Below are 22,495 nucleotides of genomic sequence, written 5' to 3' on the forward strand. Positions count from 1 at the left end.
TCTTTCTCCTTGAAAAAGGCGAATTTGGCGAAGCGTAGCGCGGCGCTTGGGCACACGCAACCAAAGCAAAAGGCCGGGCGTTGGCCCGGCCTCGTCGCTTTACATGTTCGGATAGTTCGGCCCATCCCCACCTTGTGGCACTGTCCAGTTGATATTCTGGCTTGGGTCCTTGATATCGCAGGTTTTGCAGTGCACGCAGTTCTGGAAATTGATCACGAACTTGTCATCGCCTTTTTCGTCTTTGACGAATTCATAGACACCCGCCGGGCAATACCGCGCTGATGGGCCGCCGTATTTCGGCAGGTTGACCGACACCGGGATGGACGGATCTTTCAGCTTCAGGTGCGCAGGCTGGCTTTCCTCGTGGTTGGTGGCCGCAAAGGACACGTTTGTGAGGCGGTCAAAGGACAGTTTGCCATCCGGCTTGGGGTAGTCGATCGGCTTGAAGTTCTTCGCCTCACCCGTCGCTTCGGCGTCGGACTTGCCATGCCCCAGTGTACCCAGCAGCGAAAAGCCCAGCGTGTTGGTCCACATGTCGAACCCACCGACGGTGAGCGAGGCCAGAAGCCCACGCTTGGACCAGAGCGGTTTCACGTTGCGCACCTTCTTGAGGTCAGTGCCGATGGCGCCGGTGCGCACTTCGGTTTCGTAAGCGGTCAGTTCGTCCGAGGCGCGGCCGTCCTGAATGGCGGCATAGGCGGCTTCGGCAGCAGCTTTGCCGGACAGCATCGCGTTGTGGTTGCCCTTGATGCGCGGCACGTTGACCATGCCAACCGAGCAGCCCAGCAGCGCCACACCCGGTGCCACCATCTTGGGCATCGACTGGTAACCCCCTTCGGAAATCGCCCGCGCGCCATAGGCCACACGCTTGCCGCCCTTGAGCAGCTCGGCCACCATCGGGTGGTGCTTGAAGCGCTGGAATTCCATGTAGGGATAGAGGTGCGGGTTCTCGTAGTTCAGGTGAACCACGAAGCCGACATAGACCTGGTTGTTGTCGAGGTGGTAAATGAACGAACCGCCGCCCGCGTTGCTGCCCAGCGGCCAGCCCATCGTATGGGTGACGGAGCCTTCGCGGTGCTTCTCGGGGTCGATCTCCCAGATTTCCTTCATGCCAAGGCCGAATTTCTGCGGTTCCTTGCCTTTCGAAAGATCGTATTTGGCGATCACTTCCTTGGCGAGGCTGCCGCGCACGCCTTCGCTCAGGAAAACATATTTGCCGTGCAGCTCCATCCCCGGCTCATAGCCCGGCCCCGGTGTGCCATCTGAATTCTTGCCGAATTCGCCGGCAACCACGCCTTTGATCTCGCCATTGTCGCCGTAGACGATTTCCGAGCACGCCATGCCTGGAAAAATCTCGACACCCAACTCTTCGGCCTGTTCGGCCATCCAGCGGCAGACATTGCCCATCGACACGATGTAATTGCCGTGGTTGTTCATCAGCGGCGGCATCGGCCAGTTCGGGATGCGGATCTGGCCCGCTTCGCCCAGCATGTAGAAATTGTCGTCCTTGACCGGAACGTTGAGCGGCGCGCCCTTTGCCTTCCAATCGGGGATCAGCGCATCAAGACCGCACGGATCAAGAACCGCACCCGACAGGATATGCGCGCCCACTTCCGAGCCTTTTTCCAGAACAACGACGTTCAGTTCGGCGTCGAGTTGTTTCAGACGGATCGCGGCGGACAGGCCAGCGGGGCCTGCGCCAACGATGACAACATCATATTCCATCGCTTCGCGCGTGTGTTCGGTCATGTCGGGCTCTTTCCTGAATGTCACGTGTCGAAAACCTGCTGGGTCACGTAACGTGCAGGTCAAGAGCGGTCAATTGCGACACGGCGTTACAACCCGGTTTGCACGGGAATTGCAGCATTTTCCTGCGCCATACCCCGCCAATCCGGCGCAACGCCTCTTGCGTTTCGATGGCGGGTCAGGTCACTGTTGCGCCAACGCAAGTGACATGTTTAGACCGCGCCAACGTAATATGGCGCCAGAGTTTTCGCTCTGCCGACCTAGAGGGAACCGTCCCATGGAAAAGCTGCCCATGACCCGCGCGGGCCACGCCGCGCTGGAAGCCGAATTGAAAACGCTCAAGTCCGAAGAGCGTCCCGCCGTCATCCAGGCGATTGCCGAAGCGCGCGAGTTGGGCGACCTCAAGGAAAACGCGGAATATCATTCTGCCCGCGAAAAGCAGGGCTTCATCGAAGGCCGCATCAAGGAACTTGAAGGTGTGCTGAGCCTCGTCGAGGTGATCGACCCGACCAAGCTGTCCGGCCCGATCAAGTTTGGCGCAACCGTGACTCTGGTCGATGAAGACACGGACGAGGAAAAGACCTGGCAGATCGTCGGCGAACATGAGGCCAATATCGAAAAGGGTCTGCTCAACATCAAATCGCCCATTGCCCGTGCGCTGATCGGCAAGGAAGAGGGTGACAGTGTCGAAGTCCACACTCCAGGTGGTGACAAGTCCTACGAAGTGTTGAAGATTGAATACATCTGATGGGTCGAACCCCCGCCATGACACAGCAAAAAGACGCACGCTCCGGACAAAAAGCCATCCAGGCGCGCCCTGGAGAGATCACCCGTGGGCTGAGCGGAATCGAACTCACCGCGGCAGCGCTCAGCGTGGTCTGGCTGGTGATCTCGGCTGCGTTTTTCTTGTTCTCAGGCGATGACGGTACAGACGGCCTGCGCTTTCTGCTGACGCTGATGGTGATCTTCTTTCCGGTCGGCATGATCTGGGTGGCCGCTGTCGGCGCACGGTCGTCCCGCATCATGCGAGAAGAAAGCGCGCGGCTGCAAACCGCAATCGACGCGATCCGTCAGGCTTATATTGCCCAGAACCAGGCGGGTGGGCGCGATCAGGCCCCGCACCCGTCTATCGTGAAGAAACTGGAAGAGATCGCCGACGCGCAGAAAAAGGCCGAAACCACCCTGGCAATGTTCACCTCGACCCGCGCCGCACAGATTGCCGTGCAGGCTGGTGCACCGGACCCCGAAATCGGCGACCAGCCCACGCTGGCCTTGGGAACACCGGCAGAGGCGTTGCAGCCGCCGCTGTCGAATTCGGATTTCATCCGAGCGCTGCATTTCCCGGAAACCGCCGACGACAAAGAGGGTTTTGCAGCCCTGCGTCGCGCCTTGAAAGACCGACCCTCTGCGCAACTGGTACAGGCGGCACAGGACGTGTTGACCCTGCTCAGCCAGGACGGGATTTACATGGACGACCTGCGCCCCGACATGGCGCGCCCCGAGATGTGGCGGCGCTTTGCGAAGGGCGAACGCGGGCGCACGATCGCTGCTTTGGGCGGCGTGCGCGACCGCTCGTCACTGGCGCTGACCGCGGGTCGAATGAAACAGGACCCCATCTTTCGCGATGCCGCGCATCACTTCCTGCGGCTGTTCGACAAGGGATTTGCGCGGTTCGAAAACACTGCGTCGGACGCAGAGATCTCTGACCTTGCAAGCACACGGACCGCGCGCGCCTTCATGCTGCTGGGCCGAGTGACCGGGACGTTCGACTGACGCGTTTCGTAAACAGTCACGAAGCCTTAACCATTTCCTGACATGTCTTCGCGGGACCCGATTTTTCGTACGAAAAATCGGGGCGGACCTAAGTGGAGAAAGACGAGAACGGGACATACCGAACCGGGTCACCCGGCTGAACATGCACGGCACCATCCGGTAACTCGACCAGGCCCTCCGCCCAACTCAACCCGCTGATCCGCCCCGATCCTTCCGACTTGAACACCTCTGCCCGGCCATCGCGCATCCGTGCTCGCAAGTATTCACGACGGCCCGGCTTTTTGCGCTTTTCGAAAGCCGCAGGCACGGTGAACCCCTGAGGCTCTGCCCAGCCGGCACCTGACAGCGCCCGCATCGCCGGGCGCGCGAAGATCAGCGTACAGACCAGCGCCGCAACGGGATTGCCCGGCAGGCCAAACACCGGAACACCCTGCCAAAGGCCCAAGGCCAGCGGTCGACCGGGTTTCAGCGCGATCCGCCATTCCTGCATTGCCCCCGTGTCGCGCAAGAGGGCCGAGATATGGTCTTCGTCGCCCGCAGACGCGCCGCCAGAAGTCAGGATCACATCCGCCCGCGCGGCCGCCGCATCCAAGGCCGCCCGCACCGCAGCGCGATCATCCGCAGCGCGGCCCATGTCGACCACCTCAAATCCGAACCCGGCACAAAGGCTAAGCAGCATCGGACGGTTGGCATCATAAATCTGCCCCTCTGCCGCCGGAGCACCGGGTTCGACAATTTCGTCCCCGGTCGACAGAACCGCAACGCGCAGCCGATGGCGCACGTCAAGCGCGCCATGCCCCACCGCCGCCGCCAGCGCGAGATCCGCCGGGGTAAGCACCCGCCCTGCTACAAGCGCGACCTCGTCTTGAAGCATATCCTCGCCTGCCTTGCGCGTGTTCGCACCGCGCTTCAACGGTCCGCGAAAGGCGACCTGACCGTCGCCAACACGCACGTCCTCGTCCAACACGACGGTGTCTACACCGTCGGGCAGGTCGGCCCCGGTCAGGACACGGATCGCGTGCCCTGTTGGAACCGAGCCCGCAAAGGGCGCACCCGCCGCCGCACGCCCTTCGACCAATGGCAGGATTTGCGGACCATCGCCGATCGCCTCACCAGCAAATCCATACCCGTCGACAGCCGTGTTCGGATGTGGCGGGTTCGACCGCTTGGCCACCACATCACCGCCCAGCACGCGCCCGGCTGCCTGCATCAGAGGCACCGTTTCGACACCCACCACCGGGGTCATCCGTTCGCGCAAGAGCGCCAGCGCATCGTCCACCGGCGTCCAGTCCACACCGGCAGGCAAGGCGAAACAATCGTTGCGCAAGGGGGGTGGCTCCAGCGCCACCCGACCCCGCGCCGCAAATGTCAGCGTTTCGGCATGCCCGGCGCCGAGGATCCAGGCTTCCTCCTTGGCCTCTGGTCCGACATCCGCCAACAGCGCGGTCAATCGCTCGGATGACAGCCCAGCCAATGCCCGCGCCAACAGCCGGACCTGCACAGCATCCCGTATTCCGTCGCTTTGAACCTCCTTCACCGCCGGTTCGATCAAGCCCGGCCAAATCTCGACCAAGACAGTCTGTGCCTCCGCCCAGTTTTGAAACGGCCAGACCGACACACCCGCACGTCGCCGCAACCGCGCGAGCATCGGTAGACCCATCAAGGCCTGACTTCCCACAGTCGGGTTAAAGAAGAGTTGAAAACAGGAAGACGATGCTTTTGCCGCAAGATCGCAGGCGCGCCGCTCCGCAAAACTGTCGTAAGTGACACCAACCTTGCGATAGGGCACATCCGGCCAACCCTCCTCGGACGGCTTGCCCCAGAACGGCCCCGGCCCGTCGAACAGGCGGTTGATCTCTGACGCGACATCGAAGCGGTTGTTCTCGCCCGCCTCGCTGTCGGTGATCCGCGCCTCCAGCCAATCCCAAAACGCCAGCGGGTCGTCGGTACCCGTGACATGCCGCACGAATCCGCTTGGGTAGCCGAACGGGAAATCGAACCCGATCAGCACGCGCCGCCCGGCCTGCGCCTCGGCATCAAGAAACCCGGCGAGCCATCCCTCGGCCTCGATGCGTGATCTGCAATAAACCGGCTCCTGCTCTGCACCCTCGCGCACAACACCAATCCAGATCGCATCTTTCGACGGGCGGGCAGGCGCGCGTTTCCCGGCGGACCAATCGACAATCGCAATCGTGTCGAACGCCGTCAAAGCCCAACCTCTGACAGGATGAAATCGGCAATCGACTTGGTGTCGTTGAGGTCAAACACCGGACGGTCAAGGTCCATCGGCGTGTCGCTTGCCACAGCGCGAATAGTCGGGTCGCCCGGCGCGATCAGGTCGTTGCCGGTTTCGGCCCGGAATGCTTCGACCTTGGGGTGGCGGTCGCGCTTGTAGCCTTCGACCAGAACCAGATCGACGGGCATCAGCTTGGACAGCAACTCTTCCAGCGTCGGTTCCGTCTCATCGCGCAGCTCGTGCATCAGTGCAAAACGGTTGCGCGAAGCCAAGAGCACTTCGGTTGCGCCCGCAACCCGGTGGCGGTGGCTGTCCTTGCCGGGATGGTCCACGTCAAAGGTGTGATGCGCGTGTTTGACCGTCGACACGGCGATCCCCCGCCCGGTGATCTCGGTCACCAGACGTTCCATCAACCCGGTCTTGCCCGCGTTCTTCCAGCCGGTGACCCCGTAAATCCTCATACCATCGCCTCTGCTGCCTTCAGGTCGTCGGGTGTGTTCACGTTGAAGAACGGATCGCCATTCTCCGTGTCGAACACCGCCTCGCGCCCGCCGTGTTTTTCGGTCCAGATCACCACTTTCTTGATCCCCTCCTCCAGCGCCGCGCGCAGATCGTCCCGCAAAGCCACCGGCCAGAGGCCAAAGGTCGGATGCCGGATCAGGCCAGAGCGGCTCATGGACTTGGTCTTTTCCTCACCGCGCGGCGTCGCAGCCAGAACCAGCGGATGGGCCATGCCTTGGACGGTGTCCTGCAGCACCGCGACGAGATCGGCTGGGAAAAACGGCGTGTCCGCAGCCACGGTCACAATCGCCTCTGCGCCCTGCTCCGCCGCCCAATCAAGACCCGCCAGAACACCCGCCAGCGGGCCGGGAAAGCCGTCGATGCTGTCAGGCAGAACCGGCAATCCGAACCCATCGAACCGCGCCGCATCCCCATTGGCGTTCAAAGCCATTCCCGCGACCTGCGGCTGCAACCGGTCGATCACCCGGTTCAGCAGCGTCTGCCCCCCGACCTGCAACAGCGCCTTGTCACCGCCGCCCATGCGGGTGGCCAGCCCACCGGCAAGGATCACTCCCAAGGGCAAACTCATTCCGCACTCTTCCTGCGGCTCTTGCGGCTTTCTTCGGGCACAGAGTCCGGATCCATGTCGCGCACCAAACGCTTTTCACCCGACAGGCACACAAACCGTTTGCCACGCATCCGCCCGATGCAGGTTAACCCCACCTGCCGCGCGATCTCGACCCCCCATGCGGTGAAACCCGACCGCGAGGCCAGCACCGGGATGCCCATCAACGCCGTCTTGATCACCATCTCAGACGTCAGCCGCCCGGTGGTGTAGAGGATCTTGTCCTCGGGCCCGACACCTTCCTGAAACATCCAGCCCGCGATCTTGTCGACAGCGTTGTGGCGGCCCACGTCTTCCATATAGACCAGCGGGCGATCCTGGTGGCAGAGCACCGTGCCGTGAATGGCCCCCGCCTCAAGATACAGCGAGGGCGTCGTGTTGATCTTGTGCGCCAGCGCATAAAGCCAAGAGGTCCGCAGCTCGACCTGCGGCAACACCACCTTGTCGAGCCCCTCCATCATGTCGCCAAAGACAGTACCCACGGCACAGCCACTGGTGCGGGTCTTTTTCTTGACCTTCTCTTCATAGCTGGTCTGCCGCTCGGTCCGCACAACGACCACTTCAAGGTCATCGTCATACTCGACCTTGGTGACTACATCATCGTCGCGCAGCATGCCCTGATTGCGCAGAAACCCAACCGCAAGATACTCGGGATAATCCCCAATCGTCATCGCCGTCACGATTTCCTGCGCGTTCAGGAAAATCGTCAGGGGCCGTTCCTCGACCACGCTGATCTCGGTCTCGGCCCCGGTGTGATCGGTGCCCACCACCCGGCGCGTCAGCCGTGGCGCGCCCGGATCGGGCGCGATGAGGTAGTCCCGAAGCACGTCATCCGGCATAGATTGCATCTCCCCTCGTCCAAGGCTACGTCCGATCCGAACACAGCAGACGAGGCACAGTGATGGCGGCAGGGACCGCAATGTCAAGCTACTGGCGGGGCCTCCGGGACGGGCTGCCCTTCCTTGCCGTCGTCGGCCCCTTTGCCATGCTCTTTGGCGTTCTCGCCACCGAGGCCGGGCTGGCCGTGTACGAGACCATGGGCTTTTCCATTGTGGTGATCGCAGGGGCAGCCCAATTCACCGCGCTGCAACTGATCAATGAAAACGCGCCGACTCTGGTGGTGCTCGCCTCGGCATTGGCCGTCAATCTGCGCATGGCGATGTATTCCGCGTCGATCACCCCGCATCTGGGGCCGCTGCCGCTCTGGAAGCGCGGGATCGTGGCGTATTTCCTCGTCGATCAAACCTATGCGCAATCGATCCTCGACTATGAGAAGAACCCGGATCAGACCACGGCCGAAAAATTCGCCTATTTTCTTGGTGTGATGACACCGATCTGCCCGCCGTGGTATCTGTTCACCTTCGTCGGCGCGGTTCTGGGAGAAAGCATTCCACCCAGCCTCGGGCTTGATTTCGCACTTCCCATCGCCTTTCTAGCCATGGTCGGCCCCATGCTTCGTACGCCCGCGCATCGGATTGCCGCCTTGGTGTCCGTCATCCTCGCGCTGGCCTTTGCCTGGCTGCCCTACAATATGGGCCTTCTGGTCGCCGGTCTGGGCGGCATGATGGCGGGTGCTCAGGCTGAACTTCGTCTGGGGATCAAACCGTGACCGACACGACCGAACTTTGGACCATCATCATCGCGCTTGGGCTGGGCAGTTTCTGCCTGCGCTTTGCTTTCCTCGGGCTTGTGGGCGACCGCGCGATGCCCGAATGGCTGCTGCGGCACCTGCGCTATACGGCTGTTGCCGTGATCCCGGCGCTGGTCGCGCCGCTGGTGATCTGGCCCACTGCCACCGGCGGAGAGCCGGACGCCACCCGCCTTGCCGCTGCGGTTGCGACCTTTGCTGTGGGGTATCTGACAAAGAATGTGTTTGCGGCCATGGGTGTCGGCGCGGCCGTTCTGGTGTCGCTCAGCCTGCTGTTCTGACGTGGGTCACTGACCCGCAAGCGCCTGTTCGAACTGGGCAATGGCGACAGCTTTGTCGTCGCTGTCATTCTCGAAAATCTTGGTCGTCTGCACACCGGGCAAACTTTCAAAATCATCCATCAGACGTTTCGGAAACCAGGTCGATCCGATGCTTTCGAAGCCCGGGAGCTGCCGCAGGATCGCCGCTGTGCTCAGCGCGCATTGCGCCGAAGCCACAGAACCGTTCGACATCGCAAGGCGCAGCGCGCGTTCTGCCACCTCGGGCGAGACCTCGATGGTCTGTATCACGACGTGGAAGGTTTCCCGCGCATGAGCGCGCGCGTAGAAATCCGCAACAGCGGGCGTGATGCCATAGAGGACATCTCCTCTTTGCGGCACCGCACTCAGCCGGACAGACCCCGCTGGATCAAAGATCACCCGTTGCGATCCATTGATCATCAGGCTGGTGTGGGCGCCCTGACCGGTGCGATTGTTGATCATCGTGAACAGCGTCAGCGCGGTCGGGCCGGGATGGCGGTAGGACGCGCTGCTGATCACTTCGGGTGAGGCATTCGGGCGCAATTCCGCGCCCGCGCCGCACCCCATCAAGGCCAACAGGGCCAGTCCGGCAAGAATGCGCGATACGATGGTCATGTCAGCCTCTGGGCAGAACTCAGGAGTTGAAGATCGCGAGGAAGATCAGAACCCCGATCGAGAAAGCGGCAACCCGGACAGACCAGCGGACAAAGCCATCAAAGGTCTTTTCCTGAGCGGTTGTATCCATTGTACCGTGCTTGTGTTCAGCCATTTGAGACATCCCTCATTAATGTTTTCGAGTCGCTACCCGATTTGCCCGACCCTGTCACCCATGCCAAGCGCGCAGTGTGTCGCGGTCTAGGTGGATTGTTCCAATTCTGCAGCAAGTTCGAACCCGATCCGACGCGGTGCTGCGTCTTCCTTGGGGATCGGCAGCGCGCGCAGCGTCACGTTGAGCTGCGAAACATGCTGGATCAGTTGCATCCGTCCGCCCTCTTCGTCCGATCCGTAGAAGGTCACGATATCAGGGTCAAAATAGCCCAGCCCCTCGATGCGCAGCACACCGGTGTCGTTTCCGGCAAAGCCCATCGCGACCTCGTGTTCGTTGTCCAGTTGTTCCTCGAAATTCTGGATATAGAGGATCAAGCGCTCATAGGCCCATTCTGCGTCGCTTTTCTGTTTGAACGACCGCCGCATCACCATGTCCGGCAGCGTTTTTTCTCCGCTTTCGCCGCATCCCTTGGCGTGGGAATCATATTTGCGTGGCAATGCATCGGCTTCGGCATATTCCGCCGTAGTGCGAATGTCCTGGGCCATATCATCCCCCTAGATCGGCAAGGCCGTCGTTTCCTTGATCTCTTCCATAACGAAACTGGCCGAAATATCCGAGAGCGGAATCCGTGCGATCACGCGCTTGTAGAACGAATCGTAGGCCGGAACGTCCGCCACGCGGACCCGCAACAGGTAATCCAGATCCCCTGTCATCCGATAGGCTCCGACCACCTCAGGCATGGTGCGCACCGCCTTGTGAAAGCTGTCCAGCCAATCTGCGTCATGCCGCCCGGCGCGGATCATCACCATGACTTCCAAGGGACATCCCAGCTTGGCCGGGTTTGCCAGCGCGACACGCCCGGTGATGATTCCGGACTGCTCCATCGCCTTGATCCGCCGCCAACAGGCATTGCGTGACAGGGCAACCTGATCGGCGATGGTTTCGACACTGAGGCTGGCATCGCGTTGCAGGATGCGCAGGATTGCCTTGTCGAATTGATCCAGTTCAATCGAGTTCATGAGAATTTATCCCAATCCAACCGTGTTTTGACAAGTAACATGTTACGCTGGGGTCGTTTCCGTCAACGGAAACGCGCGATGCGTCGACGCATCGCATTCGGCGCATCTGTTAACAAACGGTTAAAGGGTCCGAAGCGGTCCCATTGTTTCGCGCGCGAAACATTCCGGCACGGATGCTGACCTATTCCCCGGGTGGGGTCGCCAGCCGCACCACTGGCACAGGGTCATCCTTGGCCAGTTCCTCGAAATCGAAATTATCAAGCCGCCGCGCCCTGCGCCCCGCCTTGTCGGCGCTGATCTTGATATCCGCGATGTCCTTCGCCGCCTGCCCGAAATGCCGGTCGAGGTTCTCGACCCGGCTGCCCAGCCGGTCCACATCCGCGTAAAGCAGGCCCAGTTCCTTGCGAATGGCACCCGCCTGTTCCTGCATCCGCGCATCCTTAAGGATGGCCCGCATCGTGTTCAGCGTAGCCATGCAGGTGGTTGGAGACACGATCCACACCCGCGCCGCGAACCCGTCGCGCACCACTTCGGGGAAGTTCGCGTGCAGTTCGGCATAGACCGCCTCGGATGGCAGGAACATCAGCGCACCATCCGCGGTTTCGCCTTCGATAATGTATTTCTCGGAAATGTCCTTGATGTGCTTTCGCAGCGAAAGCCGAAGCTGCTGCGCGGCGCGGGTCAGTTGCTCTTGCGTCTCGGCGCGGCGCAGTTGCTCATAGGCCTCCAGCGGGAATTTGCTGTCGATGGCAATTGGCCCCGGCGGGTTCGGCAGGTGGATCAGACAGTCCGCCCGTTTGCCGTTCGAGAGTGTCGCCTGCAGCGTATAGCTGTCCTTGGGCAGTGCCTTACCCACGATGTCGGTCAACTGGATTTCCCCGAACGCGCCGCGCGTCTGCTTGTTCGACAGGATGTCCTGCAAGGACAGCACGTCGCCCGACAGCTTGGTGATGTTCTCTTGAGCCTTGTCGATGCTCTGGAGTCGCTGTTGCAAATCCCCCAGCGATTGCGCCGTGCGCCGGGCGGAGCCGTGCAGGTTCTCGTTCATCTGCTCCTGCACCTGCGCCAAACGCCGCTCCATCAGTTGCAGCATCGCGGTTTGGCTTTGCGCCTGTGCTTCGCTCACATGATGCAGACCACCCGACAGCCGTTCCTGCCCATCGCTCAGGCTTTGCACGCGCTGGCCGACTTGGGCCAGCTGGTAGACTAACGGCTCAGACAGTTTCGCAGCGCGACGAGCGGACAGGAGCGACATGATGAGCAGCACAAAAACCAGCCCACCCAAGCCAAGAGCCAGAAGGACGACCGGATCGCTCAGGTCGAGGACAAGATCACCGATCTGGATCATGTGCGGCCAAACAGTCTTTCAATGTCGCTGAGTTTCAGTTCGACATAGGTGGGTCGGCCATGGTTGCACTGGCCGGAATAGGGCGTTGCTTCCATTTCTCTTAACAAAGCGTTCATCTCTTCCGCCCGCATCTGACGGCCCGACCGGATGGAGCCATGGCACGCCACCCGGCTCAGGATCGCCTCGATCCGGTCCTGCACCGCGCGCGCTTCGCCTTGGTCATCAAGTTCGTCAAGGATGTCGCGCAGCAGGGCATCGGAATTGACCTCTCCCAAAATGGCAGGGGTTTCGCGCACCACGACAGCCCCGTTGCCGAAGGGTTCGATGGTAAGGCCCATACGGGTCAGATCGTCTGCGATTTCGAGCAAGCGGGCGCTGTCACCTTCGCTCATCTCGACCACATCCGGAATCAGCAGCGCCTGGGCCGGTACGGAATTTTGCGCCATCTGGGCTTTGAGTTTCTCATAGACCAGACGCTCATGCGCGGCATGTTGATCGACGATGACGATGCCATCTTCGGTCTGGGCGATGATGTAGTTCTCGTGCACCTGGCCCCGCGCGGCGCCGAGCGGTCGGTGTTCGCGTGGGGTGTCGGCGATCTCTTCCGAGTCCTCCTCAACCTCGACCACGCGCCCGGAATAGCTGGATTGCATATCCGCAAAACCGGGCGATTGCATCGCATAGGCCGTCTGTTTCGCCGCGAAACTCGGGCGGTCCATCTGGTAGATGCGTGGTTGCCCTTGCGGGGCCTCGGGTCGCATCGCGCCAAGCGTTGCACCGGCAACCGTAGTCGACGCGCGGTGCCCTGCCTCGGCCAAGGCGTGGCGCAGGGCGGACACGATCATGCCCCTGACCAGACCGGGGTCACGGAACCGCACTTCGGATTTCGCCGGATGCACGTTCACATCCACCTTGTGCGGGTCGCAGTCGATGAAGAGCGCCACAGCCGGATGACGGTCGCGGCTGAGGAAATCGGCATAGGCCCCGCGCAATGCGCCAATCAGAAGTTTGTCTCGCACAGGGCGTCCGTTGACGAACAGGAACTGCGCCACCGCAGCACCGCGCGAATAGGTGGGCAGACCTGCCAGTCCAGTGAGTCGCACACCTTCACGATCCGCGTCGATTGCAACGGCGTTGTCGGTGAACTCGCGGCCCATCACTTGGGTCAACCGCCCTCGCAATGCGTCGAACAGATCGCCCGTCACCGCATCGGCGCGGAAGGTCACGCGGCCTTCGCCGCCGCCGGACACATCGCGCAGGGTAAAGCTGACCGAAGGTTCCGCCATCGCGAGGCGCTTTAGGACATCGGAAATCGATTGCATCTCGGCCCGGTCCGAGCGGAGGAATTTCAGCCGCGCGGGTGTGGCGAAGAAGAGGTTGCGCAATGTGACAACGGTACCGCGCGACAGAGCGGCGGGTTTGATCGGGTCGGACTTGCCGCCCGTGACCGACAGTTCAGCCGCATCATGGCCGTCGGCCCGGCTGGTCAGGGTCAGGCGACCAACAGACCCAAGTGATGCCAGCGCTTCGCCGCGAAACCCGAAGCTGTGGATATTCAGCAAATCCGAGCCGTCGATCTTGGAGGTGGCGTGGCGCGCAATCGCCAACGGCAGTTCATCGGGAGGAATACCGCAGCCGTCATCGGTGACACGGATCAAAGTCTTGCCACCGTCAGCGATGGCGACGTCGATACGCGTCGCCCCGGCATCAATGGCGTTTTCCACCAGTTCCTTGACCGCTGATGCCGGACGCTCAACCACCTCACCCGCAGCAATGCGGTTGATCGCACTTTCCTCAAGCAGTTGAATTGAGGCGCGTATATTGGGTGCGTGTGAGTTCATGCCACGAGATGTAGCATGCAGCGCGCGATTCTTCTATGGGGTTTTGGGATGCTTTTCCGTCAGAAAAACTTGAACAGAATACCCATCGCGCTGACGTAGGCAGCCATCAAGACCCAGAAGCGATACTTCATGTTCTGGTTGATTTCAGAGGTTTCAGCGACAAGCTTCGCGATTTCCGCGCGCATCTTGTCGTCGGCAATGGATTGTTCTTGCAGTGTCATTGAAGCGTCCCGAACAGAAATACACGCCTAGTCTAAATATAGGTGGTTAACAGAACCCTGTCGAGATTGACCCCGCCCGTCTGCATGGTAACACGGCACATATGCCGGACATCTTCCTTCAGACCCTGCCGTTTTTCGCCTTGATCGCCGTAGGTTACGGCGCGGGCAAGACCGGGTTCTTCACCGAGGAAGCGACCGCCTATCTGACCAAGTTCGTGTTTTACTTTGCCCTGTCCGCGATGATCTTTCGCTTTTCGGCGAACCTGTCTCTGGCCGAGATTTTCGACTGGCGGATCGCGGCGGGGTATCTCTGGGGCACCGCTTTTGTTTACGGTGTTGGCATGGCGGTCGCTTTCCTGCGCGGCATGAACACCGAAACAGCGGCGTTCGAAGGTCAGGTCGCCGCGATTGGAAACACCGGGTTTCTGGGTGTGCCGATGCTGGCGCTCTTGATGGGGCAAGAGGCGGTTGGGCCGATCCTTCTTGTTCTGACCATCGACCTTGTGGTGTTTTCTTCGCTGATCGTCATCCTTGTGGTGGGATCGCGCGAAGGGCGCATGTCGATGCGCATCTTCAAGACGGTGGGTCTGGGGCTGCTGAAAAACCCGATGATCGTGTCGATCGTGGCGGGGTTCATGGTGTCTGCCACCGGCGCGCCGATTCCCCAGCCGGTCAATCAATTCCTGTCCATCCTTGGGGCTGCCGCGACACCCGGCGCGTTGTTCGCCATCGGAGCATCCTTGGCCAGCAAATCGGCTGAGCGGCTGAACATCGCGGGATGGTTGAGTTGCTGCAAACTGATCATACACCCGGCGGCTGTGGCGCTTGGCGTTTACGTGCTGTTTCCGGCTGACCCCTACAAGGCGGGTGTGGTGGTGGCCGCCGCGTCCTTGCCAGTGGCGGGCAACGTGTTCATCTTGGCCCAGCATTACAAGGTGGCGCCGCAACGGGTGTCTGCCGCTATCCTGATCTCGACCACGGTCAGCATCGTGACCGTGTCCTACGTGATCAGTCAGGTTCTTGTTTAGGAGAGGAAGCGCCATGCAAACCGTATCGGAGAACACCTGTTTCGGAGGGGTACAGGGCGTCTATTCCCACGCGTCGGACGTCTGTGGCTGCGACATGACCTTCGGGCTCTATCTGCCGCCGCAAGCCAAGAACGGGCCGGTGCCGGTTCTGTGGTACCTGTCGGGGCTGACCTGCACGCATGAGAACGCGATGACCAAGGCGGCGGCACAAGGTTTTGCCGCTGACGCCGGCATGGCGGTGGTGTTCCCGGACACGTCCCCGCGTGGAGACGCGGTGGCGGATGACGACGCCTATGACCTGGGCAAGGGCGCGGGGTTCTATGTGAACGCGACGCAAGACCCTTGGGTGCCGCATTTCCGCATGTGGGATTACGTGGCCGAGGAGTTGCCTGCGCTGTTGAGCCAGGAGTTTGCCGTTAATCTGGATCGGCAGGCGATCACCGGGCATTCGATGGGCGGTCATGGCGCGCTGACGATTGCGATGGCGCATCCGGGGCGGTTTGCCTCGGTGTCGGCCTTTGCGCCCATTGCCAATCCGAGCCAGAGCGATTGGGGCCGCAAGCAGCTGGGTGCTTATCTGGGGGCGGATGAAAGCACTTGGGGCAAGCATGATGCGACGGTGCAGATGCAGGCGGTCGGGTTTGATGGACCGGTGCTGGTGGATCAGGGTGCGTCTGATCAGTTCCTCGACCTGCTCAAGCCAGAGGCATTGAGCCACGCGATGGCCGCACGGCGTCAGGACGGCGTGTTCCGGATGCAGAAGGGCTACGACCATTCGTATTTCTTTGTCTCGACCTTCATTCCCGATCACATCGCGTTCCACGCTGACGCGCTGGGGCTGTGACGCGGGTTTTCGTCGATGCGGACGCCTGTCCGGTGAAGGCCGAGGCAGAGCGGGTTGCGACGCGACACAAGGCGCAGATGTATCTGGTGTCAAACGGCGGGCTGCGAATGTCCGAGAACCCGTTTGTCGAGGTGGTCGTGGTGCCCGACGGACCGGACGTGGCCGATATGTGGATCGCGGAGCGGGCCGGACCCGGCGATGTCGTGATCACCGGGGACATTGCGCTGGCGGCGCGCTGTGTCGAGAATGGCGCGCGGGTGCTCAAGCACACTGGCGAGCGGTTGGATGCCCGCAATATCGGGCAAGTGCTGGCGACGCGCGACCTGATGGCGGATCTGCGTGCCGCCGATCCCTTCCGGCAAGGCGGTGGCAAACCGTTTTCCAAGGCGGATCGGTCGCGGTTTCTGGATGCGCTGGAGCGCGAGATGCGGGCGGCGGCGCAGGATGTGCCGCGCTAGGATTTGAGGGGAGAAGCCGCGATGACAACACCCGAGATCATTCCCTTTGCAGAAGGTGAGGCGCAGCTGGACTGGATCGGCCTGACCGATGCGATGGCTGCGGGGCATGACCTGCCCAAAGCCGAGATTGCTGACAGTTTTCTCTATCGCGGGGGAGACACGCTCCTGAACCGGGCGGCGTGGATCGACGGGATGGGGCTTGCCGTGAAATCGGCGACGATCTTTCCGGGCAATGCCGGTCTTGGCAAACCTGCGGTGAATGGTGGGGTGTCGGTCTATTCCGATGTCGACGGCACTCTGGAAGCGATTGTCGATTTTCACCTCGTGACCAAGTGGAAAACCGCAGGCGACAGTCTTCTTGCGGCGCGCCGGCTGGCTCGGGCAGACAGTGCCGTTATCCTGATCGTCGGGGCGGGCACAGTCGCGCGGTCCTTGGTCGAGGCTTATTCGGCGGCCTTTCCGGAGGCGCGGTTCATGATCTGGAACCGGACGGGTGCGAAGGCGCAGGAGTTGGCGGAACAGTTCGCGCATGCGACGGCGGTGGACAACTTGGCTGATGCCGTGGGGCGGGCCGATATCGTCAGTTGTGCCACCATGTCGACCGCGCCTGTCTTGCGGGGGGATTGGCTGCGGCCCGGTGCCCATGTGGACCTGATCGGCGCATATAGGCCCGACATGAGAGAGGCGGATGACGCTGTACTGGCGCAGGGGCGGCTGTTCGTGGATTCGCGGGATACAACTGTCGGGCATATCGGGGAGATCAAGGATCCTATTGCGCGGGGGGTCATCCGCGAGGGTGACATCGTCGCGGATTACTATGATCTGGGTGCGTTCGAACGACGGTCAGACGATGAGATCACGGTGTTCAAGAATGGCGGCGGGGCGCATCTGGACCTGATGGTCAGCCGCTACATTCTGGACCGCTGGCGAAATCGGTAGGGCCGGGGGACGATGCGTCGGCGCATCGCGCGTTTCGGTTGACCGAAACGCGCCCCTGTCAGGCGGCGAGCGGGACGGGTTGGCGTTTCTCGCGGATCGGCAGATGGACCAGAGCGCTAAAGGCTCCGACGCCGACACCGATCCACCAGACCAGCGTGTAGTCGCCGTGAAGGTCATACATCCGGCCCCCAAGCCACACACCGATGAAGCTGCCCAATTGGTGACTGAAGAACACGATGCCATAAAGCGTGCCCATGTAGCGAAGCCCGTAGATATGCGCGATCAGCCCCGACGTGAGCGGCACTGTTGCGAGCCAAAGACTGCCCATCGCCGCCGAGAACAGGAGCACAGATGCCGGTGTGATCGGGAACATGATGAAGAGCGCCGCAATGATCGTGCGGCCTGTGTAGATTCCTGCAAGCAGGTATTTCTTGGTAAAGCGTTTGCCGGCCCAGCCTGCGGTCAGGGTGCCGACGATATTCATGATCCCGATGAGCGAAATCGATATCGCGCCCAGCGCCGAGGTGGTGGTGATCCCGATCGAGTGGAGCATGCCGCCCGGTTGGATCGGCCCGCAAAGTTCGGTCACGAAGGCGGGGAAATGCGCGGTGATGAAGGCCAGCTGATATCCGCAGCTGAAGAAGCCCAGGAAGATCAGCGTGTAGGACGGGTCGCGGAAGGCACGGACAAGGATCGTGCCCATGCTTTCCTCAAGTTCGGCCTTGGTTGCTGGTGGCGTGGGCGAGCGCATAAAGGGCAATACAAGCAACATTGCAAGGATGAACGCGGCGAAGCAGAGGAACACCGTTTGCCAGCTTAGGAAGGTCAGCAACCATTCCGCGAGCGGCGCGCCGAAAACCTGCCCGGCGCTGCCTGCAGCGGTGACGATAGCAAGGCTCATGGAGCGGTTTTCATCGGAACTGGCGCGGCCCACAACGGCAAGGATGACGCCTAAGCCAGTGCCTGCAACGCCAAACCCAACGAGGATCTCGTAGAATTGGTGCGCGGTCGGTGTGACGGCAAAGGACGACAACACCAGACCCGCGGCATAGGTGAGTGCCCCCAGCATGATCGCCTTCCGGTCGCCGATCTTTTCGGCCAGCGCCCCAAAGAGCGGCTGCCCGATGCCCCATGCGAGGTTCTGGATCGCCAGCGCGAGCGAGAACTCGGCACGCAGCCAGCCGAATTCCTCGGCAATCGGGATCTGGAACACGCCGAAACTGGCGCGGATCGCGAAGGACACAAGGATGATGATGCACCCGCCGATGAGCACGGGGGTGAAAATGGAGGCGCGGGGTTGCATAAGAGTGCTCCGAAACTGGCGCGATTAGACGCCTTTTCAGCGGAGCGTCAAGCGGGCATGGCGCAGGACCAGATCGCCCTGTGCCGCAATCCGTGCGATGGCCGCCTGCAGGGGTTCATAGGTCACCGACATGGAATGGGCGTTGGCGTGCAGCAGCGTGGCCGGGTCCGACACCCAGCCGACATGGCCTTTCCAGAACAGCAGATCGCCGCGCTGGGGTGGTGTGCCGGGATCAAGAGTTTCGCCAAGTTGTGCCATCTGCTGATCGCTGTCACCGGGACAGGCATGGCCGCAGGCATGGCAGGCGATTTGCACGAGGCCCGAGCAATCTATGCCAAAGGCGGAGTTGCCGCCCCAAAGATAGGGCGTTCCGAGCAGACGTTCGGCGATGGTGACCGGGTCGGGGTCTGTTGAATTGATCGGGGAAAGGTGAAGGGACGGCACGAACCATGCCCGCGCATGCTCTTTATTGGACGATGCAACGCGCGACCATCCGTCCGTGTCTTCCGCAACCACCAGTTCGGAGCCCATGGATAAGGGCGTCACCTGTCCCGGTGTTTTCAGGCCTTCCGTGGATTTCGCATAAGATGTTGCTGCGGTGATCCGATGGGTTGGTGCGGCGTCCGTTTGGTTTTTCAAATGCGACAGCTCGATCCAGCCCGAATAGCGATCTGCCACTGTTTCCCCGAACGCCCACCCCTCGTTTGACATGGCATGGAGCGTAAAGCTCTGACCGTACAACATCTGGCGGTCCCGCGCCCCTTTGGGGGACACACAGAGATCAGCGACAGGTCGGGCAATTCGCCTGACCTCTGGGGCGACCCGTTCCAGACCCTGTTGCGCACAGACCTGTGCGATCTCGTCTGCCGTGGCAGTAGACCAGAACGTGCGCCTGTCGGTCATAGATCCATCATGTCCGGCAAGGCTGCGAACAATGCACGCGCCCCCTGCAATGCGCCGCCTTTCGGTCTTCCCGGAGCGGCGCTGGGTTGCCAACCATAAATGTCGAAATGGATGTAGCGGTCTTGCGCGTTGACGAAGCGACGCAGGAAAAGTGCTGCCGTGATGGAGCCCGCGAACCCGCCCTTGGGCGCGTTGTCGAGATCCGCGATGCCGGGTTCGATCATCGCCTCGTAAGGCTCATGGAAGGGCATGCGCCAGACAGGATCGGCCATACGCCGCGCGGCAAGATCAAGCGAGGTCGCCGCGACATCGTCATCGGTGTAATAGGGCGCGAGGTCTGGGCCCACGGCAACACGGGCCGCGCCCGTCAAAGTTGCCATCGACACGATCAGGTTCGGTTCGCCTTCGGAGGCGAGGGCCAGCGCATCCGCCAGCACAAGACGGCCTTCGGCGTCGGTGTTGTTGATCTCAACCGTGAGGCCTTTGCGCGAGGTCAGGATGTCTTGTGGGCGGAAGCTGTTGCCGCTGACGGAATTTTCGACTGCGGGGATCAGGACGCGGAGCCGCATCTCAAGTCCCGAGGCCATGATCATATGGGCGAGACCCAGCACGTTGGCTGCGCCGCCCATGTCCTTTTTCATGAGGCCCATCGAACTGCCCGGTTTGAGGTTCAGGCCACCTGTGTCGAAACAGACGCCTTTTCCCACCAGCGTGATCTTCGGGCCGCGATTGCCCCAGGACATGTCGATCAGCCGGGGTGCGCGATCGGAGGCGCGACCCACGGTGTGGATCATCGGGAAATTTTCCTTGAGCAGCGCGTCGCCGGTTATGACCGTGATCTTGGCCTTGTGTTTGTCAGCCAAGCCGCGCGCAGCGGATTCAAGCTCTGCCGGGCCCATGTCAGAGGCCGGGGTGTTGATCAGGTCGCGGGTGAGAAATTCCGCCTCTGCCATGATCGAAACCCGGTCGGCATCGACGCCTTCGGGTGTGACCAGCGACGGATGCTCTTTCGGGTGGTCCTTGTACCGGTTGAAGCCGTAGCTGGCCAAGAGCCAACCCAGCGATTCCTGCTCAAGGTGATCCGCGTCGATCCCGCTTTCGATGCGGTAGGTGCCGGGCGCAAGTTTCGACAGCGCCGCTGCAAGGGTAAATCGGTCGCGTTTGCGCGAAGCGGGCGTCCCGTAGCCGACCAAGGCCATCGCGGGGTGGCCGGCGTCGTCGGGGATCATCAACGCCGTTCCGATGTTGCCCTTAAACGTGCTGGCTTCGACCCAGGTGCGAATGCGGTCGCTTTGCTGCCCCGCCCAGAGGGCGACATCCTCTGTGCCCAGAACGTGGATTGGCAAAGCTTTAGTGCCCGCAGGCGCGAGTGCGACAGTCATGGAAATCCCCTTCTCCGATGCAGAGAAGGTACGCCCTTGCACAGGCGCTGCAAGTGGAATCACAGAGACAGATCGATGCCCATATCGGCGTAGGCCATCGCCATTTCACCCGAGCGCAGGAACCTGCACAGCGTCGCAGCAAGCGCCACGGGGTCGCCCGTGTCGACGCAGGCGACGACATCCCGCCCGATCTGAGCCAAACCCCGCAGACCGATCTGATCCGCCATCGGGATGATCGCGTGAACCGACTTGCGCAAGGCAGGATGATTGCCGGTCGTATATTCGTCGCGGATCAGGACAAAGCGCGCTGCGATGTCTTCGAGCGCGCGGCACAGTATGTTTTCGGCAACGGACTGACCCAGATCACGGCTCAGACCGTTCAGCGTTTCTTCGTCGAAATATGCGGTATCGCGCGGATGCAAGACCGAGATCTTCTGCATCATGTTAAATCCTTTCTCACCCCGACCCGACGCGCACTCTTGCAGAGCAGTCTTGCCAATTGGTAAGCTCGCTGCGGTTTTTCTCTCGAATTCCGTTCAAATTCCACGTATCCCGCTGGGAACGACGACCCTAGAGGCGGAGGATTTCATGAACGCCGCGAAGCCGCTGCCCGCGTATCTCATTCAACGGTACCAAGGCTGGAAAGCCACAACCTATTCGGACAACCGCGCGTGGTACAAACGTCTGGCGACCGAAGGGCAGCGCCCGCGGGCGATGGTGATTTCCTGTTGCGACAGCCGGGTGCATGTAACGTCCATCTTTGGCGCGGATCAGGGCGAATTCTTTATCCACCGGAATATCGCGAACCTTGTGCCGCCCTATGAGCCGGATGGCGACCACCACGGCACATCTGCTGCGGTGGAATATGCCGTGACGGCACTGAACGTCGCCCATCTGATCGTGCTCGGACATTCGAATTGCGGTGGGGTTCAGGGCTGCCTTGACATGTGTTCCGGCAATGCGCCGCATCTTGAGGAACAATCGAGCTTTGTCGGGCGCTGGATGGATATCCTGCGACCTGGCTATGAGCGGGTCAAGGCGATGAACACACCCGAAGGGCAAGTTCGCGCGCTTGAAAAGGAATCGGTCATCGTCTCACTTGAGAACCTGATGACCTTCCCGTTCATCCGCGAGGCCGTCGAGCAGGATTTGCTGACGCTACATGGTCTGTGGACCGATATCGGCGAAGGGGGTCTGGAATTTTTCGACCCGAAGAGCCGGGACTTCCACCCCGTCTGATCAGTTCTGCAAAGTGGCGCATGCGCCGGTGCAATCGGTCCGCAGCTTGGGCCGACCAAGCCGTTCGGCCAGTCGTGCCAGCGGAGACCCGATCATTGACCCGGTACAGACGGGCTTGCCGCTTTCGTCCGCAAGAACAAGATGGCCGTTGCGGAACGTGATCTCGTAGCCTTTGGCCGCGAGACGGGCGCAGAGATCACCCCAGCTTGTCGCGCGTTCGAAGTGCGGCAAGAGAACAGTGCGCAGAAGCATCGCTGTTTCACTGTCGAGCGGCAGGGGCATGCCGGACGTTGTTTCAGTCGAGAACGGAACGGATTGTACTGCCATCGGAGGCGCCTTCACTGTTTCCTAACGCATCCGAAAAGGGTGCGAG

General features: G+C 61.4%; 26 protein-coding genes. 9 read left to right on the forward strand and 17 right to left on the reverse strand.

Features of this window, described 5'->3' with window-relative positions:
• Window positions 1-99: 99 nt before the first annotated feature.
• Window positions 100-1,749 (reverse strand): electron transfer flavoprotein-ubiquinone oxidoreductase, encoded by a 1,650-nt coding sequence (locus ACMVPR_RS16190; RefSeq protein ID WP_416883717.1) that lies wholly within the window; start codon window positions 1,747-1,749, stop codon window positions 100-102.
• A gap of 274 nt (window positions 1,750-2,023) precedes the next feature.
• Here ACMVPR_RS16190 and greA point away from each other — a divergent pair, with 274 nt between their 5' ends.
• Window positions 2,024-2,494, forward strand: a complete 471-nt coding sequence (greA, locus tag ACMVPR_RS16195; RefSeq protein WP_292269279.1) for a transcription elongation factor GreA — start codon at window positions 2,024-2,026, stop codon at window positions 2,492-2,494.
• A 17-nt stretch (window positions 2,495-2,511) separates the two neighbouring features.
• Window positions 2,512-3,519 (forward strand): hypothetical protein, encoded by a 1,008-nt coding sequence (locus ACMVPR_RS16200; protein ID WP_300588358.1) that lies wholly within the window; start codon window positions 2,512-2,514, stop codon window positions 3,517-3,519.
• 88 nt (window positions 3,520-3,607) lie between these two features.
• On the opposite strand, the gene glp is transcribed toward ACMVPR_RS16200, so the two are convergent.
• From glp to ACMVPR_RS16220, 4 genes are read right to left on the reverse strand one after another with little or no spacing between them, the layout of a single operon-like run.
• Window positions 3,608-5,728 carry a gephyrin-like molybdotransferase Glp gene (gene glp, locus ACMVPR_RS16205; protein WP_416883718.1) on the reverse strand — a complete coding sequence of 707 codons (2,121 nt, stop codon included), beginning with the start codon at window positions 5,726-5,728 and terminating at the stop codon, window positions 3,608-3,610.
• Window positions 5,725-6,216 carry a molybdopterin-guanine dinucleotide biosynthesis protein B gene (gene mobB / locus ACMVPR_RS16210; protein WP_416883719.1) on the reverse strand — a complete coding sequence of 164 codons (492 nt, stop codon included), beginning with the start codon at window positions 6,214-6,216 and terminating at the stop codon, window positions 5,725-5,727. The genes glp and mobB overlap by 4 nt, the downstream gene beginning before the upstream one ends.
• Entirely contained in the window at window positions 6,213-6,845 is a 633-nt protein-coding gene (gene mobA / locus ACMVPR_RS16215) for a molybdenum cofactor guanylyltransferase MobA (RefSeq protein WP_416883720.1), read from the reverse strand. Before mobA ends, mobB begins: the two co-directional genes overlap by 4 nt.
• Window positions 6,842-7,720, reverse strand: coding sequence for a formate dehydrogenase accessory sulfurtransferase FdhD (locus ACMVPR_RS16220; protein WP_416883721.1), 879 nt, complete (start codon window positions 7,718-7,720; stop codon window positions 6,842-6,844). Before ACMVPR_RS16220 ends, mobA begins: the two co-directional genes overlap by 4 nt.
• A gap of 62 nt (window positions 7,721-7,782) precedes the next feature.
• On the opposite strand from ACMVPR_RS16220, the gene ACMVPR_RS16225 reads away from it, so the two are divergent.
• Together ACMVPR_RS16225 and ACMVPR_RS16230 are read left to right on the forward strand one after the other, a co-directional pair.
• A complete protein-coding gene (locus ACMVPR_RS16225) occupies window positions 7,783-8,490 on the forward strand; it encodes an AzlC family ABC transporter permease (protein WP_416883722.1) in 708 nt (235 codons plus the stop codon).
• Window positions 8,487-8,810 carry an AzlD domain-containing protein gene (locus ACMVPR_RS16230; RefSeq protein WP_416883723.1) on the forward strand — a complete coding sequence of 108 codons (324 nt, stop codon included), beginning with the start codon at window positions 8,487-8,489 and terminating at the stop codon, window positions 8,808-8,810. The genes ACMVPR_RS16225 and ACMVPR_RS16230 overlap by 4 nt, the downstream gene beginning before the upstream one ends.
• 6 nt (window positions 8,811-8,816) lie before the next feature.
• Here ACMVPR_RS16230 and ACMVPR_RS16235 read toward each other — a convergent pair whose 3' ends face one another.
• From ACMVPR_RS16235 to ACMVPR_RS16265, 7 genes are all read right to left on the reverse strand, one after another.
• Entirely contained in the window at window positions 8,817-9,443 is a 627-nt protein-coding gene (locus ACMVPR_RS16235) for a hypothetical protein (RefSeq protein ID WP_416883724.1), read from the reverse strand.
• 19 nt (window positions 9,444-9,462) lie between these two features.
• The gene (locus ACMVPR_RS16240) at window positions 9,463-9,597 is read right to left on the reverse strand and encodes an aa3-type cytochrome c oxidase subunit IV (RefSeq protein WP_292269264.1); all 135 of its coding nucleotides are present in this window, start codon (window positions 9,595-9,597) and stop codon (window positions 9,463-9,465) included.
• Between the two features lie 86 nt (window positions 9,598-9,683).
• A complete protein-coding gene (locus tag ACMVPR_RS16245) occupies window positions 9,684-10,142 on the reverse strand; it encodes a DUF6173 family protein (RefSeq protein WP_416883725.1) in 459 nt (152 codons plus the stop codon).
• A gap of 9 nt (window positions 10,143-10,151) precedes the next feature.
• Window positions 10,152-10,616 carry an Lrp/AsnC family transcriptional regulator gene (locus ACMVPR_RS16250; protein ID WP_300588339.1) on the reverse strand — a complete coding sequence of 155 codons (465 nt, stop codon included), beginning with the start codon at window positions 10,614-10,616 and terminating at the stop codon, window positions 10,152-10,154.
• A gap of 181 nt (window positions 10,617-10,797) precedes the next feature.
• The gene (locus tag ACMVPR_RS16255; protein ID WP_416883726.1) at window positions 10,798-11,964 is read right to left on the reverse strand and encodes a DNA recombination protein RmuC; all 1,167 of its coding nucleotides are present in this window, start codon (window positions 11,962-11,964) and stop codon (window positions 10,798-10,800) included.
• Complete coding sequence (mutL, locus tag ACMVPR_RS16260; RefSeq protein ID WP_416883727.1) at window positions 11,961-13,805, reverse strand: DNA mismatch repair endonuclease MutL; 1,845 nt, start codon at window positions 13,803-13,805, stop codon at window positions 11,961-11,963. Before mutL ends, ACMVPR_RS16255 begins: the two co-directional genes overlap by 4 nt.
• Window positions 13,806-13,864: 59 nt before the next feature.
• Window positions 13,865-14,026, reverse strand: a complete 162-nt coding sequence (locus tag ACMVPR_RS16265; RefSeq protein WP_292264372.1) for a hypothetical protein — start codon at window positions 14,024-14,026, stop codon at window positions 13,865-13,867.
• A 101-nt stretch (window positions 14,027-14,127) separates the two neighbouring features.
• Here ACMVPR_RS16265 and ACMVPR_RS16270 point away from each other — a divergent pair, with 101 nt between their 5' ends.
• From ACMVPR_RS16270 to ACMVPR_RS16285, 4 genes are read left to right on the forward strand one after another with little or no spacing between them, the layout of a single operon-like run.
• Window positions 14,128-15,054, forward strand: coding sequence for an AEC family transporter (locus ACMVPR_RS16270; RefSeq protein ID WP_416883728.1), 927 nt, complete (start codon window positions 14,128-14,130; stop codon window positions 15,052-15,054).
• 13 nt (window positions 15,055-15,067) lie between these two features.
• Entirely contained in the window at window positions 15,068-15,898 is an 831-nt protein-coding gene (gene fghA, locus ACMVPR_RS16275) for an S-formylglutathione hydrolase (RefSeq protein ID WP_416883729.1), read from the forward strand.
• Complete coding sequence (locus ACMVPR_RS16280) at window positions 15,895-16,356, forward strand: YaiI/YqxD family protein (protein WP_416883730.1); 462 nt, start codon at window positions 15,895-15,897, stop codon at window positions 16,354-16,356. The genes fghA and ACMVPR_RS16280 overlap by 4 nt, the downstream gene beginning before the upstream one ends.
• Before the next feature lie 21 nt (window positions 16,357-16,377).
• Window positions 16,378-17,295: an ornithine cyclodeaminase family protein gene (locus tag ACMVPR_RS16285; protein WP_416883731.1), complete on the forward strand. Its 918-nt coding sequence runs from the start codon at window positions 16,378-16,380 to the stop codon at window positions 17,293-17,295.
• A 58-nt stretch (window positions 17,296-17,353) separates the two neighbouring features.
• Here ACMVPR_RS16285 and ACMVPR_RS16290 read toward each other — a convergent pair whose 3' ends face one another.
• Genes ACMVPR_RS16290 through ACMVPR_RS16305 form a run of 4 tightly spaced genes read right to left on the reverse strand, consistent with a single transcriptional unit; the run spans window position 17,354 to window position 21,326 of the window.
• Window positions 17,354-18,598: an MFS transporter gene (locus ACMVPR_RS16290; RefSeq protein ID WP_416883732.1), complete on the reverse strand. Its 1,245-nt coding sequence runs from the start codon at window positions 18,596-18,598 to the stop codon at window positions 17,354-17,356.
• A 36-nt stretch (window positions 18,599-18,634) separates the two neighbouring features.
• The gene (locus ACMVPR_RS16295) at window positions 18,635-19,501 is read right to left on the reverse strand and encodes an NlpC/P60 family protein (RefSeq protein WP_416883733.1); all 867 of its coding nucleotides are present in this window, start codon (window positions 19,499-19,501) and stop codon (window positions 18,635-18,637) included.
• Window positions 19,498-20,883 carry a leucyl aminopeptidase family protein gene (locus ACMVPR_RS16300; protein WP_416883734.1) on the reverse strand — a complete coding sequence of 462 codons (1,386 nt, stop codon included), beginning with the start codon at window positions 20,881-20,883 and terminating at the stop codon, window positions 19,498-19,500. The genes ACMVPR_RS16295 and ACMVPR_RS16300 overlap by 4 nt, the downstream gene beginning before the upstream one ends.
• Window positions 20,884-20,942: 59 nt before the next feature.
• Window positions 20,943-21,326: a hypothetical protein gene (locus tag ACMVPR_RS16305; protein ID WP_416883735.1), complete on the reverse strand. Its 384-nt coding sequence runs from the start codon at window positions 21,324-21,326 to the stop codon at window positions 20,943-20,945.
• 145 nt (window positions 21,327-21,471) lie between these two features.
• Here ACMVPR_RS16305 and ACMVPR_RS16310 point away from each other — a divergent pair, with 145 nt between their 5' ends.
• Entirely contained in the window at window positions 21,472-22,122 is a 651-nt protein-coding gene (locus ACMVPR_RS16310) for a carbonic anhydrase (RefSeq protein ID WP_416883736.1), read from the forward strand.
• On the opposite strand, the gene ACMVPR_RS16315 is transcribed toward ACMVPR_RS16310, so the two are convergent.
• Window positions 22,123-22,449, reverse strand: coding sequence for a hypothetical protein (locus tag ACMVPR_RS16315; protein ID WP_416883737.1), 327 nt, complete (start codon window positions 22,447-22,449; stop codon window positions 22,123-22,125).
• Between the last annotated feature and the right edge of the window lie 46 nt (window positions 22,450-22,495).

Origin of the sequence: Marivita sp., from assembly GCF_048006345.1 — a bacterium.
Classification (GTDB): Bacteria; Pseudomonadota; Alphaproteobacteria; order Rhodobacterales; family Rhodobacteraceae; genus Marivita.

Coding starts and splice junctions, on each gene's coding strand:
- ACMVPR_RS16315 (WP_416883737.1), bottom strand. CDS start 22,449: ATGGCAGTACAATCCGTTCCGTTCTCGACTGAAACAACGTCCGGCATG.
- ACMVPR_RS16300 (WP_416883734.1), bottom strand. CDS start 20,883: ATGACTGTCGCACTCGCGCCTGCGGGCACTAAAGCTTTGCCAATCCAC.
- mobB (WP_416883719.1), bottom strand. CDS start 6,216: ATGAGGATTTACGGGGTCACCGGCTGGAAGAACGCGGGCAAGACCGGG.
- ACMVPR_RS16235 (WP_416883724.1), bottom strand. CDS start 9,443: ATGACCATCGTATCGCGCATTCTTGCCGGACTGGCCCTGTTGGCCTTG.
- ACMVPR_RS16270 (WP_416883728.1), top strand. CDS start 14,128: ATGCCGGACATCTTCCTTCAGACCCTGCCGTTTTTCGCCTTGATCGCC.
- ACMVPR_RS16295 (WP_416883733.1), bottom strand. CDS start 19,501: ATGACCGACAGGCGCACGTTCTGGTCTACTGCCACGGCAGACGAGATC.
- ACMVPR_RS16310 (WP_416883736.1), top strand. CDS start 21,472: ATGAACGCCGCGAAGCCGCTGCCCGCGTATCTCATTCAACGGTACCAA.
- ACMVPR_RS16245 (WP_416883725.1), bottom strand. CDS start 10,142: ATGGCCCAGGACATTCGCACTACGGCGGAATATGCCGAAGCCGATGCA.
- ACMVPR_RS16240 (WP_292269264.1), bottom strand. CDS start 9,597: ATGGCTGAACACAAGCACGGTACAATGGATACAACCGCTCAGGAAAAG.
- ACMVPR_RS16290 (WP_416883732.1), bottom strand. CDS start 18,598: ATGCAACCCCGCGCCTCCATTTTCACCCCCGTGCTCATCGGCGGGTGC.
- greA (WP_292269279.1), top strand. CDS start 2,024: ATGGAAAAGCTGCCCATGACCCGCGCGGGCCACGCCGCGCTGGAAGCC.
- mutL (WP_416883727.1), bottom strand. CDS start 13,805: ATGAACTCACACGCACCCAATATACGCGCCTCAATTCAACTGCTTGAG.
- ACMVPR_RS16265 (WP_292264372.1), bottom strand. CDS start 14,026: ATGACACTGCAAGAACAATCCATTGCCGACGACAAGATGCGCGCGGAA.
- ACMVPR_RS16305 (WP_416883735.1), bottom strand. CDS start 21,326: ATGATGCAGAAGATCTCGGTCTTGCATCCGCGCGATACCGCATATTTC.
- ACMVPR_RS16255 (WP_416883726.1), bottom strand. CDS start 11,964: ATGATCCAGATCGGTGATCTTGTCCTCGACCTGAGCGATCCGGTCGTC.
- mobA (WP_416883720.1), bottom strand. CDS start 6,845: ATGAGTTTGCCCTTGGGAGTGATCCTTGCCGGTGGGCTGGCCACCCGC.
- ACMVPR_RS16220 (WP_416883721.1), bottom strand. CDS start 7,720: ATGCCGGATGACGTGCTTCGGGACTACCTCATCGCGCCCGATCCGGGC.
- fghA (WP_416883729.1), top strand. CDS start 15,068: ATGCAAACCGTATCGGAGAACACCTGTTTCGGAGGGGTACAGGGCGTC.
- ACMVPR_RS16225 (WP_416883722.1), top strand. CDS start 7,783: ATGGCGGCAGGGACCGCAATGTCAAGCTACTGGCGGGGCCTCCGGGAC.
- ACMVPR_RS16190 (WP_416883717.1), bottom strand. CDS start 1,749: ATGACCGAACACACGCGCGAAGCGATGGAATATGATGTTGTCATCGTT.
- ACMVPR_RS16200 (WP_300588358.1), top strand. CDS start 2,512: ATGACACAGCAAAAAGACGCACGCTCCGGACAAAAAGCCATCCAGGCG.
- ACMVPR_RS16250 (WP_300588339.1), bottom strand. CDS start 10,616: ATGAACTCGATTGAACTGGATCAATTCGACAAGGCAATCCTGCGCATC.
- ACMVPR_RS16285 (WP_416883731.1), top strand. CDS start 16,378: ATGACAACACCCGAGATCATTCCCTTTGCAGAAGGTGAGGCGCAGCTG.